At 55.1% G+C, this 19,985-nt stretch carries 16 protein-coding genes, 1 riboswitch and 1 other annotated feature; of the genes, 9 read left to right on the top strand and 7 right to left on the bottom strand.

The annotated features are described in order from the left end of the window. Positions 1-14: 14 nt before the first annotated feature. The 7 genes from modA to BQ5383_RS17670 all read right to left on the bottom strand — a co-directional run bounded on the left by modA (position 15) and on the right by BQ5383_RS17670 (position 6,134). Entirely contained in the window at positions 15-881 is an 867-nt protein-coding gene (modA, locus tag BQ5383_RS17700; protein ID WP_071434251.1) for a molybdate ABC transporter substrate-binding protein, read from the bottom strand. A gap of 425 nt (positions 882-1,306) precedes the next feature. Further along, positions 1,307-1,801: a MogA/MoaB family molybdenum cofactor biosynthesis protein gene (locus BQ5383_RS17695; protein WP_071434249.1), complete on the bottom strand. Its 495-nt coding sequence runs from the start codon at positions 1,799-1,801 to the stop codon at positions 1,307-1,309. Between the two features lie 47 nt (positions 1,802-1,848). Beyond that, positions 1,849-2,301 (bottom strand): MOSC domain-containing protein, encoded by a 453-nt coding sequence (locus tag BQ5383_RS17690; protein WP_071434245.1) that lies wholly within the window; start codon positions 2,299-2,301, stop codon positions 1,849-1,851. A 67-nt stretch (positions 2,302-2,368) separates the two neighbouring features. Next, a complete protein-coding gene (gene moaA / locus BQ5383_RS17685; protein WP_071434243.1) occupies positions 2,369-3,358 on the bottom strand; it encodes a GTP 3',8-cyclase MoaA in 990 nt (329 codons plus the stop codon). Between the two features lie 13 nt (positions 3,359-3,371). Continuing rightward, positions 3,372-3,881 carry a cyclic pyranopterin monophosphate synthase MoaC gene (moaC, locus tag BQ5383_RS17680; protein ID WP_071434241.1) on the bottom strand — a complete coding sequence of 170 codons (510 nt, stop codon included), beginning with the start codon at positions 3,879-3,881 and terminating at the stop codon, positions 3,372-3,374. A 15-nt stretch (positions 3,882-3,896) separates the two neighbouring features. Next, a complete protein-coding gene (locus BQ5383_RS17675; RefSeq protein WP_071434239.1) occupies positions 3,897-5,102 on the bottom strand; it encodes a molybdopterin molybdotransferase MoeA in 1,206 nt (401 codons plus the stop codon). A 6-nt stretch (positions 5,103-5,108) separates the two neighbouring features. Beyond that, on the bottom strand, positions 5,109-6,134 hold the full coding sequence (locus tag BQ5383_RS17670; protein ID WP_071434236.1) for a molybdopterin-binding protein: 1,026 nt from the start codon (positions 6,132-6,134) through the stop codon (positions 5,109-5,111). Positions 6,135-6,238: 104 nt separating this feature from the next. After that, positions 6,239-6,375: riboswitch (molybdenum cofactor riboswitch) on the bottom strand. A 388-nt stretch (positions 6,376-6,763) separates the two neighbouring features. Here BQ5383_RS17670 and BQ5383_RS17660 point away from each other — a divergent pair. The 9 genes from BQ5383_RS17660 to BQ5383_RS17605 all read left to right on the top strand — a co-directional run bounded on the left by BQ5383_RS17660 (position 6,764) and on the right by BQ5383_RS17605 (position 19,961). Next, complete coding sequence (locus tag BQ5383_RS17660; protein ID WP_071434231.1) at positions 6,764-8,260, top strand: MBL fold metallo-hydrolase; 1,497 nt, start codon at positions 6,764-6,766, stop codon at positions 8,258-8,260. Then, complete coding sequence (locus BQ5383_RS17655; protein WP_071434229.1) at positions 8,257-8,760, top strand: ECF transporter S component; 504 nt, start codon at positions 8,257-8,259, stop codon at positions 8,758-8,760. The genes BQ5383_RS17660 and BQ5383_RS17655 overlap by 4 nt, the downstream gene beginning before the upstream one ends. Positions 8,761-8,775: 15 nt before the next feature. After that, positions 8,776-9,684, top strand: coding sequence for a radical SAM protein (locus BQ5383_RS17650; RefSeq protein ID WP_071434227.1), 909 nt, complete (start codon positions 8,776-8,778; stop codon positions 9,682-9,684). 234 nt (positions 9,685-9,918) lie between these two features. After that, the gene (locus BQ5383_RS17640) at positions 9,919-10,866 is read left to right on the top strand and encodes a 1-phosphofructokinase family hexose kinase (RefSeq protein WP_083390050.1); all 948 of its coding nucleotides are present in this window, start codon (positions 9,919-9,921) and stop codon (positions 10,864-10,866) included. Positions 10,867-11,372: 506 nt separating this feature from the next. Then, entirely contained in the window at positions 11,373-12,311 is a 939-nt protein-coding gene (locus BQ5383_RS17630; RefSeq protein WP_071434219.1) for an ROK family protein, read from the top strand. A gap of 435 nt (positions 12,312-12,746) precedes the next feature. Further along, positions 12,747-14,798, top strand: coding sequence for a zinc-ribbon domain-containing protein (locus BQ5383_RS17625; protein WP_071434218.1), 2,052 nt, complete (start codon positions 12,747-12,749; stop codon positions 14,796-14,798). A gap of 447 nt (positions 14,799-15,245) precedes the next feature. Beyond that, positions 15,246-16,223, top strand: coding sequence for an RluA family pseudouridine synthase (locus BQ5383_RS17615; protein ID WP_071434216.1), 978 nt, complete (start codon positions 15,246-15,248; stop codon positions 16,221-16,223). Between the two features lie 43 nt (positions 16,224-16,266). Next, positions 16,267-16,506 (top strand) — a binding site (T-box leader). A gap of 100 nt (positions 16,507-16,606) precedes the next feature. Next, positions 16,607-18,268 carry an AMP-binding protein gene (locus tag BQ5383_RS17610; protein ID WP_071434214.1) on the top strand — a complete coding sequence of 554 codons (1,662 nt, stop codon included), beginning with the start codon at positions 16,607-16,609 and terminating at the stop codon, positions 18,266-18,268. A gap of 25 nt (positions 18,269-18,293) precedes the next feature. Next, a complete protein-coding gene (locus tag BQ5383_RS17605; protein WP_071434212.1) occupies positions 18,294-19,961 on the top strand; it encodes a protein kinase domain-containing protein in 1,668 nt (555 codons plus the stop codon). Positions 19,962-19,985 lie beyond the last annotated feature (24 nt).

The following is a 19,985-nucleotide window of genomic DNA, read 5'->3' as shown; positions in this document are numbered from 1 at the left end:
GGAAAAATTACAGATCAGGCCGCGGAGAAGCCGTAAGCCTCAAAGACAGCCAAGGCCTCAGGGCTTTGGAGAAACTCCACAAACAGCGCGGCGGCGTCCTTGTGCTGGGAAGCGGATACCACTCCCACGGGATAAATCACCGGCTCTGCCAGACTGCCCTCGGGAGCTTCCGCCACAACGGTCACTTTATCGGTGGTGGCGGCGTCGGTAGCGTAAACGATGCCAGCGTCAGCGCTGCCTTCGGCCACCCAGTTGAGCACTTCGGTAACATTGGTGCCCAGGCTTACCTTGGGCTGAATGGCATCCCACAATCCCAGAGTGGTGAGAGCCTCCTGAGCGTACTGCCCCACAGGAACGCTGGCGGGATCGCCCAAAGCGATAGACTGAGCGTTGCCGATCTCCTCAAAGGTGGTGACAGGGGAAGTGGAATCAGCAGCGGTGATGAGAACGATCTTATTCTCCAGCAGATTGACAATGGAATCGGCATCCACCAGGCTCTCGTCTTTGAGAGCGTTCATCTGCTTGGTGGCGGCGGACATGAACACATCCGCTTCCAGCCCCTCCTCGATCTGGGTCTGAAGCTTGCCGGAGCTGTCATAGGTTCCTTCTACGGTGATGTAGGGATATTTTTCCTGGAACATGGGAATCAGCTCATCCACAAAGGAATATTCCAGGCTTGCGGCGGCAGCTACCAGAATAGTGACAGGCTCCTCTGAGGCAGCCTCTTCGCTGGAGGATACCTCACTGGAGGCGCTGCCGGCGGCCTCACTGGAAACCGATTCAGTAGTGCCGGAGGATTCCGCCGCAGAGGAAGCAGGCTGACTGCCGCAGCCCGCCAGAATCAGCAGAGCGGCCAGACAAAAGGAAAATATTTTTTTCATTGTAAAAAGTTCCTTTCTTGTTCCGTCCCCATACCCAAGAGGAGAGGGCGGCTTATTTTATGAAAAAGCGATACCAATCACACCCCCTCCTGGCGCCATGGAGAGGGAAAAAGGTGCTTTTCATCCATAAAGTAAGAAAAGAGATGTAAATGGAAATCAGATATACACTGCCAGAAAACCTGTTGGGAAAGGTTTATTCTCATAGAAAGCCGCTGTTATGGAAAGTAGGAAGGGGAAAACCTATTCTCCGTCCTGTTTGCGCGGCGTGACAAAGAAAGAGAAAAAACGTCATTGAGCCCCATCACCAAAAGGTACATTTTCCCTGTGGTATAAAACAGCAGGAAAAGCCTTTGAGGGACTGCTGTCCCGGAAGGATTTACCCGCAAGCCCTTTTCAGGGGGCAGATTTGCTTTGCAAATGAGTCCTTAGGTTCTGGCACATTCTCCAGTCTGGCCTTTGAGGATCTCCAGTCCATGGTGCAGGCTGTCCATGATGAACTCCAGGTTCTCCCGGACCGCCTTGGGGCTGCCGGGGAGATTGATGATGAGGGTCTGTTTCCGGATACCAGCGGCAGCTCTGGAGAGCATGGCACGCTTGGTAATCTGAAGGCTGGCCCAGCGCATGGCTTCGGGAATACCGGGGACAGCACGCTCCACCACATCCATGGTGGCTTCAGGCATACAGTCCCTGGGGGAGAAGCCGGTGCCGCCGGTGGTGAGGATCAGGTCCGCCTGGTCCTCATCGCACCACAGCCGCAGCTGTTCTGCCAACTGGTCCCGCTCATCGGGAAGAACCTTATAAGCAGTTATTTCATATCCGGCGTTTTCTGCAATTTCCCGGATGACAGCTCCACTGACGTCCTCACGCTGTCCGGCATAGCCCTTGTCGCTGGAAGTGAGGATCGCTACACGAAAAGACATGGATGATACACTCCTGTTCGGTGAAAATCAAAAAGAAATGCTTTCCCTTACTCAGGGATGGAGACCAGCGTCATGATGTCCCCATTGGAGATGACTCCGCCGTGAAGCACCTTGGCGAAGACCCCTTCCCGGGGCATGATGCAGTCGCCCATCCGTTCAAAGATGGCGCAGTGGTGATGACATTTTTTGCCGATCTGGGTCATTTCCAGCACCACATCGCCGCAGGCAAAGACAGTCCCCACCGGCAGATTCTTAAAGTCAAAGCCTTCCACCACCAGGTTTTCCCCGAAGTCTCCATCCTTGACGTTGCCGCCCCGGGCGTTGAACTCCTGAACCTTGTCGTAACTGAGCAAACTCACCTGACGGTGACCGTTGCCGCCATGGGCGTCATTTTCCAGACCCCAGTTTTCGATGAAGCGGGCGGAGCCCACGTTGACTTTATTGGTGCCGGTCTCCTTGGAGAGACAGACGGCGATGACTTTGCCTTGTTTTTGTTCCATGATTGACCTTCCTTTTTGAAAATAGGGGATGGCGGTATGCCGCGATTGATGTGAGACCGGCGGAGGATTAACCGCCGATCTGGGACATATTCTTCAGCTCCAGCTGGTCATCCTCGCCCTCCGGCTTGACGCCGTCAAAGCTGTGGTGGAGGGGCTTGTTGTAGATGGCTTCCCGCAGGGTCTCGGTCAGCTGATGGTCGCTGATGCCGTCCCGCAGTAAGGGCCTCAGCTCGATGCCGTTATTATAATGCAGGCAGAGCTTGAGAAAACCGCTGGAAGTCAGACGCACCCGGTTGCACTGGCTGCAAAACCGATGGCTGACGGCGCTGATAAAGCCGATTTTTCCCTGGAAGCCGGGAAGCTGATAGTAGACGGCGGGACCGTTGCCCAGGCGTCCCTCATAGGGAACCGACTTGCCGTACACCTGTTCCAGCGTCTCCAGGATCTGGGTATTGGGGATAGGAGTGAGAGTTTTGCCGAAACCGATGGGCATCAGCTCGATGAAGCGCACCTCAATTTCCCGGTCCTTGGCCAGCAGAGCCAGCCGGGGCAGCTCTTCCTCGTTAAATTCCTTCACCGCCAGGCAGTTGATTTTCACTGAACGAAGGGAACTGCGGGAAGCGGCATCCAGAGCGGAAAGGACTTTGTCCAATCCTTCCCGGCGGGTGATCTGCCGGAAGCGGTCCGGGTCCAGGGTGTCCAGGCTGATGTTGACAGCGGTGAGACCGGCTTTGAGCAATGCGGGAAGATTTTCTTCCAGCAGCAGGCCGTTGGTGGTCATGGTGATATCTTCAATGCCGGGGAGCTGATGAAGCTGCTCCACTAAGTACACCAGGTTTTTCCGCACCAGCGGCTCTCCGCCGGTCAGTTTGATCTTTTTGACCCCAAGGGGCACCATGGCTTTTACCACCCGGAGGATCTCCTCAAAGGAAAGAACTTCCTCGTGGGTCAGATCCTCCACGCCATCGGCGGGCATACAATAAGTACAGCGAAGATTGCATTTATCGGTAACGGAAATGCGCAGATAATCAATGGTTCTGTTTTGACGGTCCAGCAATCAGGCCGCCTCCTTACTCTTGATAATGATCGGTTTGCTGCAGCCGGGGGGAGATGAACTCGCCGCTCTTGCCTCCCGCCTTGTGGCAGAGGTAAACCTGAGTGATCTCCATGGCCCGGTCCATAGCCTTGCACATATCGTAGATGGTCAGCAGCGCTACATTGACGCCGGTGAGGGCTTCCATCTCCACGCCGGTTTTGCCTCCCACCTTGACGGTACAGAAGGCGTCCACCCGCAGGTCCTCCTCGTGCAGCTCAAAATCGATGGTACATTTGGTCAGCATCAGGGGATGACACATGGGAATCAGTTCCCAGGTGCGCTTGGCGGCCATGATGCCCGCCACACGGGCAACCCCCAGCACGTCGCCCTTTTTGGCAGTGCCGTTTTGGATGGCTTCAAAGGTGGGGCGGTTGACATGGATGGAGCCCCGGGCGGTGGCGATGCGCTGGGTAACTTCTTTATCAGAAACATCTACCATAATGGCGTTGCCATGTTGGTCAAAATGGGTGAGTTTTTGTTCCATAGGGGAAATACTCCTTTACAGCAGGATGGTTTGAACCTCCGTCCCTGAGGGGAGGGGAGGACTTCCGGCGGGAATATCCACCAGAGCGTTGCAGCCGATGAGGGAGGCCAGCACCCCGGAGGAATGGTTCTGGGGAAGATGAACGGTTCCGTTTTCATAGCGGGCCCGGATAAAGCGGCGACCCATGCTTTCTTTATCAAAGCCCTCTGCCAGCACCCCGGTGACTGTTTGATAAGTCAGAGAGGAATCCGAACCCAACCGGGCCAGCAGCGGCCGAACCACCAGTTCAAAGGTGGCGATGGAGGCGAAGGGATTGCCGGACAGACACAGTACCGGCTTTCCTTCCAGACAGGCGCCAATCATGGGGGTGCCAGGTTTCATCTGCAAACGCCAGAAAATTTGCTCCGCGCCGCAGAGGGGCAGCACCTGATGCATAATATCCTTTTTGCCCACCGAAACGCCGCCGGTGGTGATCATGAAATCCACCTGAGGCAGCATCTGCCGCAGGAAGGAAGCAGCCAGCTCCGGATCATCTCCCACCTGACGGTCATCCACCAATCGGATGCCCAGATCCTGAAGACGGGAGGCCAGCAGCTGCCGGTTGGCGTTATAGATCTTACCCGGAAGCAAAGGCTGCCCGGGGAGCATCACTTCATCGCCAGTGTTGAGGATCGCTGCCCGGAGGGGACGGTAAACCAGCGCACGGTCGATTCCGGCGGCAGCCAGAACCCCCAGATGGGCAAAGTTCAGCTTTTCTCCCGCTTTCATCAGCAGCTGTCCCTGCTTCATATCCTCTCCGGCAAAGCAGTAGTTCTGATGATGACGGACAGGGCGGTACACTGCTACCATTTTCTCTCCGCAGTCGGTGTCCTCCTGACGGATAACGCAGTCACAGCCCTTGGGCAGACAGGCCCCGGTCATGATCCGCAAAGCTTGTCCCGGTCCCACAACGCCATCGAACACGCTTCCGGCACAATTTTCTCCGATGACCTCCAGGGTAACGGGACAGTCGGGGGAAGCACCGGCGATATCCTTGGACCGCAGAGCGTAGCCGTCCAGAGGGGAGCGGTCAAAGGGAGGCTGGGCGATGGGGGAATAAACGTCCTGAGCCAGAATACGGCCATTCGCTTCATCCAAAGGCAGCAGAACGGTGTCGGTAATAGGAGAGAACCGCTCCAGCAGCAGTTGGATGGCCCGCTCCAGTGAAATGCGCGTTTCCATAGGTCCTTACTCTCCTTTGCCGAAGCTGCAATAGGGATAATGGCAAGGCTTGCACCCCAGGCAGAGGCCGCCGTGCCCCAGCTTGACCAGGTCTTTTTTGGTCAGCTGTTCTCCCGCCATCACCCGGGGCAGCACCAGATCGAAGATGGTGCGGGCGGCGTACATGACGCAGCCGGGCAGCCCCATGACGGGAATATTGCCGTTTACATAAGAAAGCAGGAACATGGCGCCCGGCAGCACGGGAGCGCCATAGGTGACGATCTCTCCCCCAAGGGCCTTGATGGAGCTGGGGGTCAGGTCGTCAGGGTCCACGCTCATGCCGCCGGTACATACCACCATGTCGGCTCCCTGGTCCAGCCAGGAGCGGATGGCGCCGGTGATCATTTCCTGGTTATCGTCCACAATGGTCTGCCCCAGTACCTGAGCGTCATATTCCGCCAGCTTGTCCCGGATGACCGGACCGAAAGCGTCCTTGATGCGGCCGTGGTAGACCTCGCTGCCGGTGGTGACGATACCCACCTTCTTTTTCTGATAGGGCAGCAGCGCCAGCAGGGGCTTGTCCCCAGCCACCTGACGCACCTGTTCCATCCGCTCTTTTTCGATCACCAGGGGGATGATCCGGGTGCCCGCCAGTTTGTCTCCCTTTTTGACGGGGAAGTTGTTGTGGCGGGTGGCAATCATGATGTCGTCCAGGCTGTTGACTGCTTCCAGACGTTCCACATCCACTTTGAACACGCCGTCCACGTCGGCGATCAGTTCGATTTTTCCCTCTTTGACGGGGGTGGGGCTCATATGCTCGTTTTTGCAGACTTCGTAAAGAATCTGTGCCGCTTCATTTTCATGAAGCATATTTTCGTCCTTTTCCCAGACGTAAAGATGTTCCTTGCCTACCGAGAGCAGCACCGGGATGTCTTCCTCAGTGACAATGTGCCCCTTGCGGAATACAGCGTCTTTTGTGACGCCGGGGATGATCTGGGTGATGTCGTGGCACAGAACATGACCTACCGCGTCGGTGGTGTTGATGAGTTTCATCAGGGTCGCTTCCTTTCTTTCTGCCGTGGAGATGCCGCCGGCTGGATTTGAACGCGGATCATTTCCGGGTATAAAAAAACCTGCCCCGGGAAGGGACAGGCAGAATTTACCCGTTACGCTCCCCTTTTCAAAGCGGAAGGCGCCCCGGTTTCCCGGAACACCCTTTGGACAGCGGTAAGCCATCCGGCCTGCTTTCCATAGGCGGTCCCGTAGGACAGCAGGCTCGAGGATTGATTGTTATTTATTATACAGGAAAAGGAGAAAAAATGCCAGAGCGTTTTTGTTGTTTTTCGCATTTTGTTTCTTTTTTCAGCGAAAACAAAAAGGAGATCAGACTGCAAAGAGGTAAAATTTGTCTATTTAACGATAAAATATTCCGCGGCTTTTGGTGAAATCCTTGGAATAGCGTTGCGGAAAGAGCTGAAAATATGGTATATTGAATAAGATTTCAAAAAAGAGTTTCCACAAGATCGGATGCCGGAAAATGTATGGAAATATTTTATACCAGGCGGCTTGGGGAAAGATGGAAGCGAGTCTGCCCATGGAGCAGCGGAAAATGGGTGGAAGGAAGAGAAAAGGCTTCACGGCGGGGCATTTTTGTTTGAGCTTTGCTGTGGGGGAGGAATGGTATGGAAACAAGAACCTATGTCACCCGAACTCCTGACCGGGCAGGGGCATTCAAAGCCGCGGCAGGGATCATTGCCGCCCAGGGGGGAAATTTGGCCCGGGTCAGCTACAACAAGGCGGTGGATGCCCACACCATTTTTCTGGATGTGACAGCCACAGAGGAAGCTCATAAGGAGATTCAGCGTATGCTGGCTCAGATCGGCTACCTGACCGACCCGGGGGAGCAGACCAGGGTGCTGGTGGTGGATCTTCAGATTCCGGACGCGCCGGGGGAGCTGTATCCGGCGCTGGAGGTGCTGGACCGGCATCAGATCAATATTTCCTATCTCAACTATTATTCCGGCGGCTCACCGGACCGGCGGTTTCGGATGGGGCTGCTTGTCAGCCAGCCGGATGCCGTTCGTCATGTGCTGGAGGAGCTGAGCGCCCTTTATCCGGTGTCGGTGGTGGACTATGACGACAGTGAGACCACGCTGGACAACACTGTTTTTTATCTCCGCTTTGGGGGAGAGATGGCCCGGATCGCGGGGCTGAGCCGGGAAGCCACCCTCCAGTTTATTGCGGAGACGGACCGCATTCTTCAGGTGCTGGACGCCCGGGGAGAAAAACAGCGGCAGGTATTTGAGGATGTGCGGTCTTTTGCCCGCTTTGTACATAGCAGAAAGGGAGCGGCTTTTCACGCGCAGCTGTCCTGTATGCGCCTGTCGCCCCAGGTGCGCATGACCGTCATCGAGCCGCCCTGCGGCAGCAATACCTATATATTGGAGTCCCCGGAAGGACTGACCCTCATTGACAGCGGCTTTGCTGTTTACGCGGAGGAGATGCTGGCGCTGCTGCGGCAGCTGTTTCCCCAGTGGCAGCAGCAGAAAAAGCGGCTGCTCATCACCCACGCCGATGTGGACCACTGCGGGCTTTTGTCGGTACTGGGGGAAGGGAAGATCTGGCTCAACCGAAAAAGCGGCGAAGCGCTGGCCCTTCAGGCAGCGGGGCTGCCGGACAAGCGGGAAGAGAAAGAGCAGTGTATGGGTTACAGCCGCCTGAGCCGTATCGTATCCTGGTATCATCCCCCAGCGCCGGAGCGGTTCCACTATTTTGATGAAAAGGACTGCGGAGAGCACGACCAGCTGCTGGAGATCGGGTCTTTCCAGGTGGGGGATATGACCTTTGAGGTCTGGGAAGGCAGCGGCGGCCATCTGCCGGGGGAGATGGCATTTTTCTGCCGGGACCGGGGTGTGGCCTTTACCGGGGATATTGTGGTGAATATCGCCGGATTTTCCCCGGAACTGCGGGAGTTCAGCAAGCTGGCTCCGGAACTGATGACCAGCGTCAACCTGGATTCCAGAAAGGCAAAGGCTATGCGCTTTGGAGTGCTGGAGCTGCTGGGGCAGTCCCCAGTGCAGCCGGTGCTTCTCTGCGGGGGCCATGGACCGGCAGCCTGGTGTGAGAATGGGGCTTTGCGGCCTTTGGAAAAAGATGAACAAGGAAAGGGAGAAAGATGATGAACAAGACGATGCAGATGACCAAAACCGCTACCCGCACACTGGTCTGGATGGGCCTGCTGGTAGGCATGAGCGCTGTCGGCGCTCTCATTAAGATTCCCAGTCCCTTTGGAACAGTGGCCTTTGATTCCTGCCCGGGATATTTTGCGGCTCTGGCCATGGGAGGGTGGCAGGGAGCAGTGGTGATTGCGGCGGGACATTTGCTCACCTCCGCTCTTTCCGGTTTTCCCATGAGCCTGCCCATGCATCTGGCTCTCGCTCTGGTAATGGCGCTGCTGGCGCTGCTGTTCCGCCTGGTGGGCCGGAAGGGAAGCGTCCCCTCTTTGGCGGCGGCGGTGGTGCTGGCTTCTTTGGGCAACAGCTTTGTAGCGGCGCTGCTGGTGCTGCCGGTAGGGGGATGGGCCCTTTACTTCGCTTATATCCCGTCTTTGCTGGTGGGTGGAATCGCCAATACCCTGGTGGCGGCGCTGGTGTATCGGGCGCTGCGCTCCCAGCTGTAAGGAGGTTTTGTTTTAGTGGAATCACTTGTCCCTTCCCACTGTACTCTTTGCCCACGGTTGTGCGGGGCGGACCGGACCCGGACAGCGGGTTTCTGCGGCGGCGGCAGTGAGGTGCGCATCGCCAGGGCTGCCCTTCATCAGTGGGAGGAACCCTGTATCAGCGGCAGCCGGGGTTCCGGTGCGGTGTTTTTTTCCGGCTGTCCTTTACGATGCTGTTTTTGTCAGAACAGGGAGATCAGCCGGGAAAATTTCGGAGCGGCCATTACCACCCGACGTTTGGCGGACATCTTTCTGGAGCTGGAGCAGCAGGGAGCCCACAATATCAATCTGGTCAGCCCCACTCAGTATGTTCCCTGGATTCTGGAAGCGCTGGAGCTGGCCCGTCCACGGCTGAGCATTCCCATTGTCTATAATACCGGCGGCTATGAGCGGGTGGAAACGCTGCGGATGCTGGAGGGAGCGGTGGATATTTATCTGCCGGATCTGAAATATGTGGACAGTGCCCGGGGGAAAAAATATTCCGGTGCGGAGGATTATTTCGCGGCAGCTTCCGCCGCCATTGAGGAGATGGTCCGTCAAACCGGACCCTTCCGCCTGGGAGAGGACGGCCTTCTCCAAAAGGGCGTGGTGGTGCGGCATCTGGTGCTTCCCGGAGGCCGGAAGGATTCCGCCGCGGTGGTGGAATGGCTGTGGCAGCGTTTTGGGTGTGAAACCGTTCTGCTGAGCCTGATGAGCCAGTACACGCCTTCTTTCTATCAGGGCCCCTGGAAGGAGCTGACCCGTCCGGTGAGCAGCTATGAGTATAATCAGGTGGTCAACCGTGCGGCAGAACTGGGTATGCCCGGCTATATGCAGGAAAAAAGCTCCGCAACAGCCGATTATACCCCGTCCTTTCACCTGGAAGGGGTGTATCCTTCCCATTAACTTCCTTTTTGTGTACTGTGGAAGTGGTAAGGAAAAGAGAGAATCCGCCCCACCTACTTTTTTACCATAACTTCGCGGGAAATTTGAGTTTCTTTGACAGATTTGCTCATAGGCAGTGGGGCTCCGGATTTTGTATAATAGAAATAGCTTTTGGCGGCTGCGTCCAGGCGGCCGCCCTTCTTTTATACCGGAATGGCAGAAAAACCGTACCTGATCAGATGAAGAGGATGGCGAATGATGTTTAGTAAGATAATCACCCTTTCCCTCAATCCGGCGCTGGATGTGACCCTGTGGACCGAAACACTGATGCCGGACAGCGACAACATCGTACAGGACGAGCGGTATGACGCCGCAGGCAAGGCTGTAAATGTTTCCCGCACCCTGCGGTATTATGATGTGGACAATTTGGCGATTGTTCTGGCGGGATGTCATAATCTCCACCGCTATGAGCAGCAGCTGCGCAATGAACGGGTCCATTACCGCATTATCACCATTGAAGGCTACATCCGTGAAAATATCAGCATCGTTCAGCCGGACCGCACTGTTACCAGACTTTTGCGGGAAGGCTTTTATGTGGAATACGAGGCTGTGGATGAGATCCAGAAGGTATTGGCCGAATCTGTGGAGGCTGGCAGTCTGGTAGTGATTTCCGGCAGTTTGCCCAAGGGGATCAATTCCCGTATTTTCAAGCAGATCTGCGCCCATATTCACAGCTTGGGAGCAAAGATCGCCCTTGATACCTCCTCGCTGGTGCAGGAGGATATTTATGAGATCAAGCCATGGGCCATCAAGCCCAATTACGCGGAGCTTTGCGGCATCGTAGGCAGAAAGATGGTCAACTGGAAAGAAATGGTTGAAATTGGCCGGGATATGAACGCCCACGGTGTGGAGCACTGCATCATCAGCGTTGGTCAGGAGGGGCTGATGTATGTGGGCCATGACAGAGCCATCCGTGCGGAGGTACCGGAAATTGACGTTGTGTCATCGGTAGGCGCCGGAGACAGTGCACTGGCTGGATTCATTATGTCGATGCAGCAGGGCAGAGATCTGGAAAATTGTGTGCGGATGGCGACGGCTTTCGGTACGGCGGCCTGTCTGACCGACGGTACCAATCCTCCCGCAAGGCTGGCTACAGCCAACATCCTCCAGCAGGTAAAGCTGCGGGAGATGGACCTTGCCTGAGGGGTAAAAAGCAACCGGCTTTTTATGAGAACACTTTCTGCCCCAAAAGGCGAAAGATTCAGTTCAATGAAACAGAGGAGAACTCCCATGGGAGCCTTGCGGCCCTGTGGGAGTTTTTTATATCCTGTCCGCCTGTCCGAGAACCTGCGGCACCATAAGCAGCGGCCCTTTACAGGCGGCAGGGATGAGAATTGCAGAAACCAAAACAGGCTTGACATACGCTGAAATGAGATTTTGGAAGCTTTTTACCGGCATGGTACCAACTTTGACGATAATGGAAAACAGCTCTTTATGTTTATTTTGGAAAGCTTTCACGGCTGGAACGGAGGGGCACAGCGCTGAGGGAGACGTATTGCTCACCTTTGGGGAAAAAGTACATCCCCTTCCATTTGGAGGCTGTTGGCGACAGTGGTAAACTATGCTATAATAAGGACCGGAAGTTCCCCTTTGAGACGTTCTGCGGCGTCCTTCAAACAGATCATCAATAAGATGGAGTGTGGAAGAAAATGAAGCATTATCTGGGAATTGACCTGGGAGGAACCAATATTGCTGTAGGTGTTGTGGATGAGGAGGCCCGGCTGCTGCGGAAGATGTCGGCTCCTACCCCGAAAAATGTTCCCTGCGGCCAGCTGGCGGAGGCCATTGCGGATCTCTGCCGCCGGTTGATGGAGGATATGGCTTTGTCTGCCGAAGAGGTGGCCGGGGTAGGTCTGGGCAGCCCCGGGCAGATCGATATGGATAATGGCGTGATCGTTTTTGCCGGCAATCTGGGATTGCGCAATGCCCCCATTGTGGAGGAACTGAGCAAGCGGCTGGGGATGCATACGGTAGTCCTCAATGATGCTGACGCCGCGGCATATGGTGAAGTTGCGGCAGGCGCGGCCAGGGGAGCCGCCTCAGCGGTAACCATCACCCTGGGTACCGGTGTGGGCTGCGGTGTGGTTCTGCCCGGGGGCGTCATCCGTCCGGGAGAGGGCGGACATATGGTCATCGTTTATGATGGCGACCCCTGCACCTGTGGGCGGAAAGGCTGTTTTGAAGCCTATGCTTCCGCCACGGCCCTGATTCGTCAGACCAAGATCGCTATGGTCAAGGCTCCCCAATCCCGCCTGTGGGAGATTTGCGGCGGCGAGCTGGAAAATGTGACAGGCAAGACTCTGTTCGACGCCCTGGCTTTGGGGGACGCCACAGCAAAAGAGGTATTTGATGCCTATGTTCATTATGTGGCCTGCGGCATTACAAACATCGTCAATCTGGTGCAGCCGGAGATGGTTTGTGTCGGCGGCGGTATCAGCGGAGCGGGAGAGGTGCTGCTGGCGCCTTTGCGCAAGCTGGTCCAGGCGGATCAGTTCCCCATGGGGGATGGCCGTGTGACCCGGATCGAGGTTTGTCAGTTGGGAAATGATGCCGGAATCATCGGTGCGGCACTGTTTGCCCGTCGGTAAGACGATAAAATGCAAATAGCGGCCCCGTCTGGGAAATGGATGTCCGGGCGGGGCTGTTGCTGTATCCATTGATACAGCTGTCCTTGGCAGACAGAGGACGGATGCTTTTATGAAAGTGGACCTGTCTCTGATACTGATTTTTCTTTTGCTTCTGAAAATACGGTGAGCCATCAGTTGTAGGGAAGGTATCCAAACTTCTCCAACTTCCTGGGAGCCGGACGAGGGGAAAACAGAGGATGTAAAGATGAGGACAGGAGCGGCGCCTGTTTTTTATCTGCTGTCTGTTTTCGCTTGCGGAGATTACATACAATATCGTGAACGACCAGAAAGCATGGTTTTTAAAAGATGTTTGAAGATGGGATATCAGCGGCATTGGGACAGTAAAAAAACGGTGCGAAGTGAAAAGCGGGCGCTGGGGAAAAGGGAGGAAAACAGATGGGCGGCAAATTGATTCAAGGGGTCAATGATCTGCAAACGGTACGCCCGGATCTGGCCAAGCAGTGGCATCCATTTCGCAACGGGGAACTGACCCCTTCTGACGTCTGTGTCTACAGCTCACGGAAGGTTTGGTGGCAGGTGGAGGAGGTTCGGTTCGGCAAACATTTTTTGCTGGAATGGCAGGCGCTGATATCCAACCGTGCCGGGGGAGCCGGTTGTCCTTATACATCGGTCCCTCCCAAAAAGTTGATGAAGGGTTTCAATGATCTGGCCTCCGTCAATCCAGAGGTGGCGGCACTGTGGCACCCGGAGAAGAATGGCTCCCTTTCTCCGGACATGGTTTTCGCCTGTGCCCAAAAAAAGTTCTGGTGGCGTCATACAGTGGAAAAAGACGGAAAAACCTATATTCACGAATGGCAGGCGTTTCCCCAGTATGTACGGCTGGGGAGCTGTCCTGTTTGCCACGGGAGCCAATGTATGCCAGGGTACAACGATCTGTTCTCCGCCGCGCCGGAGCTGGCCGCTCAATGGGACTGGCAGCGCAATCAGGATCTTTCGCCGCAGGAAATTACCTTTGGCTCCAACCGGAAGGTCCATTGGGTCTGTGATCTTTGCGGCCATCGGTGGGCGGCATCGGTACATAACCGGGTGATGGGGGCGGGACGCCCCAAATGCGCCCAGCGGTATGGCACTTCCTTTGCTGAGCAGGCACTATATTTTTATCTCAAGCAGGTTTTTCCCGATTGTGTGAACAGGGACACCACGGCCCTGGAAGGCCATGAATTGGATTTATATCTCCCCTCCATCGGCGTGGCGGTGGAGTATAATGGCCTGTGGTCCCACAGTACCCCCAGAAAAAAAGAGCTGGACCGGCAAAAACGGAAGCTTTGTGAGCAAAAGGGAATCCTGCTCATAGAGGTCAATGAATCCAAAAACAAAAATTGCCACGATCCTCAGCGACATCAGATTTATTGCGTGGAGCGGCAGGACTATTCTCATCTCATTCCGGTGATGGATGCCATCAGCAGTGAACTGATGGAGCGGGGGGATCTGAGACAGCCCATTCTTGTTTGTTTGGAGCGGGACCGACAGAAGATCTATGGTCAGTATCTGGGCTCTATCAGAGAAAGAAGTCTGGGGGCGCTGTATCCTCAGCTGCTGGAACAATGGGACACACAGCGAAACGGTGGGCTGTCTCCCTACGCCGTACTGGCCGGAAGCGGGGCGAAGGTTCATTGGATACATACGGTTACCAGAGATGGAATCACTTTTGTTCATCGCTGGAGCAGTCAGGTATGCAGCCGCACCCTTCGTGGAGATGGCTGCCCCATTTGCGGCGGTAAACAGGTGCTTGCCGGTTACAATGACCTGGCCAGCACCTTTCCCAAGCTGGTGAGGGAGTGGGATTTTGAGAAAAATCAGCCTTTGAAACCAGACCAGATTACTCCCGGCAGCCAAAAATCAGTTTGGTGGAAGCATACAGTCAAAACGGAGCATGGGGAGAGCGTTCATTCCTGGAGAGCTTCGGTGCGGGCCAGGGTCAGTGGGACAGGCTGTCCGGTCTGTGATGGAAAAATCATTTTGGCCGGTTTTAATGATCTTGCCACCACCCATCCCCAGCTGGCCGCCCAATGGGATCAGGAGAAAAATGAGCTGCTGCCCACAGAGGTTTCTTATGGCTATGCCAAAAAGGTATGGTGGAAGCATACGGTCACAGACCGCTTTGGGAAAATCTGGGTTCACAGCTGGCAGGCTTCTCCCAACAGCCGTACCAACCGCAGTTCAGGCTGCCCCTATTGCGCCAACAAAAAGGTGCTGCCGGGATTTAATGACCTGCAAACCGCGTTCCCGGAATTGGCGGAGAAATGGGACGCTCAGAAGAATGCGCCCCTGACCCCAAGGGATGTGACGCCCGCCACGCCTCAAAAGGTGTGGTGGACCGACCGGCAAAGGCCCGCCAGCGTTGCGGACAGGACAAAATATCTGCGAAAAAGACAGGAGCATGGAACGCCCCCGGCGGACCAAAAGCCAAAGTGCCGGCAGAAGTGAAAACAGGTATGTGATCTTTGTCTGTTTTTTCTTGCAAGGTTTGTTTTCAGGCGCTTTCCGGGGTGGGAATCAGCTTGCGGCAAAGTTGATTTCCTGCTATTGCTGGAAGGGGAAAAGCGGCATCAATCTATTTGCCGCGGGAAGGGAGCGCTCCTTTTTATGGTCCATTTTCCTCCAACGGGTATGAGAGAAACTGTTTTGTGCGTATTTTCGTTTTCCCTCTCCATTGCGTCCGGCAAGTTTTTTCGCTAAAATAATGCAATAAATACTTTTGAGGATGACAAGGGAAAAAAGGAAAAGTTTACCGGAACCGTTTGACCGATGCGAGCCGGGATGCCCCCTGTTTTTCAGCGGAAGCGAAAGGTTTTGATTTTTTTGTTTTTATCCTGGTGTGCACCTCATGATTTGCTGACTGCTTAAAAGCAGTACGCAGAAAGGCTGGAACCAATGCGAACCATTCAGTATACCATTGAGCCGGAGGATACGGGAAAAAAGGTAGAGGAGTTTTTGATGAAAAAGCAGGGCTTCTCCCGCCGTGTCATCACCGCGCTGAAAAAGCTGCCGGAAGGGATGCTCCTCAATGGGGTCCATACCCGGACGGTGGACCTGCTCCAGGCAGGGGACCTGCTGGAGATCAATCTGCCGGAAACCGCCAAAAGGATGCCGCTGTGCGAAATCCCTGTGGATATCCTGCTGGAGGATGAGGACGTTATTGTCTACAACAAGCCTGCCGGGATGCCTGTTCATCAGTCCGGAGGACACATTTTTGGTACGCTGGACGGGGTCTATGCCGCCCACTGTGCTGCTACAGGCCAGGTGACGCCCTTTCGCCCCATCAACCGGCTGGACAAGGATACTACCGGAGCGGTGGTAGCGGCCCGGAACCAGATTGCTGCGGGAAAGCTGTGGAAGGCTGTCACCAAGCGGTATGTGGCGGTGGTGGAGGGGATCCCGCGCTATTCCCGCCGCCTGATCCGTTTGCCCATTGAGCGGGAACGTCCCATGGAGCTGAAGCGGATCGTCACACCGGAGGGACAGGACGCAGTCACTTGGTATCGGGTGTTGGAGGAGGGGAAGGAGTGTGCATTGCTGGAGTTTCTCCTTTATACAGGCCGTACCCATCAGATCCGGGTCCATATGTCCTGTCTGGGAAACCCTTTGGTGGGGGACCCGCTGTATGGCGCGCCCAGTGAGGATACTGGCCGTCAGGCTCTCCACTGCGCCCGGGTTTTCTTCCCTCATCCTCTTACAGGGACCTGTACAGCAGTGGATGCTCCGCCTCCGGAGGACTTTTTGCAGCTGCTGGAGAAACGGGGACTTACCTGGGATCCATCGCGGCTGATGGAAAAACAGCCGCCTTTGGAGGAACTGGAGGGGGATTTTATTGTTCCCAGAGGAGAAATTTTTTTGCCCCAGGACCCTTGACAATCAGAAATAAAGCTGATAATATAATAAAAAATCAAAAACCCAGAACACGATGACGGAGAGTAGTAGCACCCACGCGAAGCCTTACAGAGAGCTGCGGCAGCTGAAAAGCAGCGGTATTCGGGGATGTGAACTGGCTCCTGAGTGGTCAACCGAACAAAGTAGGCTTGGACGCATCTCCAGCGTTAACGGGAGGCTGTGTTGTTGGACACAGACAGAGTGGGCGGTTTTTTTGCCGTCAACAGAAGTGGTACCGCGGAAGTTTTCAGCTTTCGTCTTCTTTGCAGAGGACGAAGGCTTTTTTGTTTTCTCCTCTGCTTCCAGCCGTTGCCGCCATCCCCATTGCGGGAAGGGGGCGCCAAAACAGATTGGAGGAAGAAACAATGAGCAAGCAGGAATTAATGTCCATTACAGTGGGAGATCTCCTGGAGCAGGTGGCGGACCGGTTTCCGGATAAGGAAGCGGTCAAATACACAGACCGGGATTACCGCCGCACCTGGAGGGAGTTTGACCAGGAAGTGGACCGTATTGCCAGGGGAATGATGGCCCATGGCATTGAGCCGGGGGATAAAGTGGCTATCTGGGCCACCAATGTGCCCGAGTGGCTGCTGACCTTTTTTGCCTCAGCAAAAGTGGGTGCGGTTCTGGTAACGGTAAATACTGCTTATAAGGTTTTTGAGCTGGAATATCTGCTGCGTCAGTCGGATACCAAGATGCTGGTGATGATCGACCGCTTCAAGGACGCCGATTATGTGGAAATTGTTCAGAGCCTCTGCAAGGGCTTGGGCAAAGCTGGTGAGAAGCTCAATCCCATGCTCCCCTGTCTGGAGGAGATCGTCTATGCCGGCGGTGGGGACTGTCCTGCCGGGATGACCCCCTGGAAGCAGCTGGAGGCGGATGGAGAGAAGGTCTCTGTGGCGGAGTATGAGGTGCGCAAGTATTCCATTGATCCCCAGGATGTGGTGAATATGCAGTACACCTCCGGTACCACCGGCTTCCCCAAAGGCGTGATGCTCACCCATTACAACATCGTCAATAATGGCCGCAGCATCGGCGACTGCATGAAATTTACCGAGAACGACAAGCTGTGCATCGTGGTGCCCTTTTTCCACTGCTTCGGCATGGTGCTGGCGGTGATGGCCTGTCTGACCCATTGCACCTCCATGGTTCCTGTGGATGTATACTCTCCGGTAAAGGTGATGCACGCCATCACTTCGGAGCGGTGCACTGCCTTCCATGGCGTTCCCACCATGTATATTGCCATGCTGGAGCATCCGGATTTCAGTAAGTATGATTTTACCTGCCTCCGCACTGGTATCATGGCCGGTTCTCCCTGCCCCATCAAGGTGATGCAGCAGGTGGTGGATCAGATGCACATGAAGGAAATCACCATCACTTATGGTCAGACGGAGGCGTCTCCCGCCACCACCATGACCACCACCGAGGACAGCATCGAGCTGCGGGTGAGCACCGTTGGACGCTCCATGCCCTTTGTGGAAACCAAGATCATCGATCCCGAGACCGGGGAGACATTGGGGCCCGGACAGCCCGGAGAGTTTTGCTCCAGAGGCTATAACACCATGAAAGGGTACTATAAGATGGAGGAAGCCACCCGCCAGGTAATTGACAAAGATGGCTGGCTCCATTCCGGAGACCTTGCAACTGTGGACGAAAAAGGGTATTATAAGATTACCGGAAGAATCAAGGATATGATCATCCGCGGTGGAGAGAATATTTATCCCAAGGAGATCGAGGAGTTTCTTTATACCCTGCCTCAGGTTCAGGATGTTCAGGTCATCGGTGTACCCAGCAAACAGTATGGGGAAGAAGTGATGGCCTGCATTATCCTCAAGGAAAAGGGCTCCTGCACCGAGGATGAGATCAAGGCGGCAGTCAAGAGCCATATGGCCAGACATAAGGTGCCCAAGTACATTGCCTTTATGGATGAGTTCCCCATGACCGCCAGCGGAAAGATCCAGAAGTTCCGTCTGCGTGAATGGGCGGTGGAACAGTTTAACCTTGATGACTCCGAGGAGACCGCGTAAAGACGCTTGAATTGGAGTGAGGCGCATGGACAAAGAAAAAAGGCTCTGCATGGGCTGTATGTCTCCCCTGGATGCGGGAGTTACAGTCTGCCCTCATTGCGCCTATGATAATCAGATCCCAAATCCCAAGGGAGCGCTGCCTGCCGCAACGGTACTGGCGGACACCTACCTGGTGGGAACGGTGATCCATCAGAATGATCTGACCATTTTATATCTGGGCTATCACTTGCACAAGAAGGTCCGGGTTTATATTGAAGAATTTTTTCCCCAATCCCTGGCAGGACGCCGTCAGGATGGCGTGGGAGTGGTGGTAGAGGAACAGAACCGTGTTCGTTATTCCACCCTTTATTCCGATCTTTCCGACCGTTGGAAGCGGTTGGAGCGCATGGACAGCCGGTGCCTGCTTAAAACAAGGGAGCTGCTGCAATGGGGGGAGACCCAGTATCGCATCACATCTTATGTGGGGTGGCATACACTGGAGGACTGGCTGGATGAGGAAGGGCCCATGACATGGCCCCAGGCCCGCACCGCCTTTATGCCGCTGATGACGCTGGTATCCTCTTTGCATAATCAGGGAATGTTTCACTGCGGCATCGCGCCGGAAAACATCCTTCTGAACAAGCGGGGACAAATGGTACTGACAGGATTTTCCCTGCCGGAAGTACGCACCATGGGCAGCGGCCTGACTGCTGAGCTTTACGGTGGATACAGTGCGCCGGAGCAGTATTCCAAAAACCTGTGGCAGGGAGAGTGGACCGATGTTTACTCCCTGGCGGCAGTGCTTTACCGGGTGCTGACGGGAAAAGAACCCCTTCCGGCCCTTCAGCGGGAGCGCAGAGACCCTATGAAGGATGCGGTGGAGGAAAATCCGGCCATCCCGGAATATGTGTCTGATGCCATCGCCAAGGCTATGCGCTTTTCCAAAAAGGACCGTTATCAGTCGGTGGATGAATTCACAGCGGCTTTGCTGGAGGAATCCTCCTCCAACACCGCGGTTTTTCGCCCGGAGGCTTCGGAGCAGGAGCATCCCAAGCTGCAGGAGCCTTCCAAAAGCGGAAGCGGAAAGGGCAAGGGAAATGTTTGGCTGATAGGCCTGGCCATCAGCGCTGTGGTGAACCTGATGCTGTTGGGGCTGTTGTTTTCTACGCCCGGGGGATTGGCGATGGAGCCGGAGGAGCCCGTTTCCGAGCCGGTGGAGGAACCGGCACTGATGGAGCAGCAGCTGGTGGGGGTTTATTATCCCTTTGTCCAGCAGAATCTGAACTTGTTCGGCAGCCTCGTTTATGAGGCAGAGTATGAATATAATGAAGTCTATCCAGAAAACGTGATTTTTGAGCAGTCCGTTGCTGTAGGGCAGCCGATGCCGGAGGATGGAACCATCCATCTGAAGGTGAGCAAGGGCTCCCAATATGTAACAATGCCTTATCTCATCGGCAGTTCCCAGGATTTCGCCAGTCGGATACTCACCAACCTGGAGGTTGATTACGAGTTTATTTATGATGCCAATCCTGAGAGCGAAGGTGTTCCCGGTACAGTGATTGCCACCAACAAAGGATATAACGCCCGCATCTCCCGGGAGAGCGATGAGATTATTCTGACCATCAAGCAGATCCCTGAGGAAGAGGAAACGTCCGAAGAGGAAGAATCCTCAGTGGGCGGCGAATATTCCTACAGCAGGCCGGAAAAGGATTGACCCGGAAAGTTACAGCAGCGGATG

This window comes from Angelakisella massiliensis (assembly GCF_900104675.1).
GTDB classification, from domain to species: Bacteria; Bacillota; Clostridia; order Oscillospirales; family Ruminococcaceae; genus Angelakisella; species Angelakisella massiliensis.
This window is presented reverse-complemented; position numbering and strand designations above follow the sequence as displayed.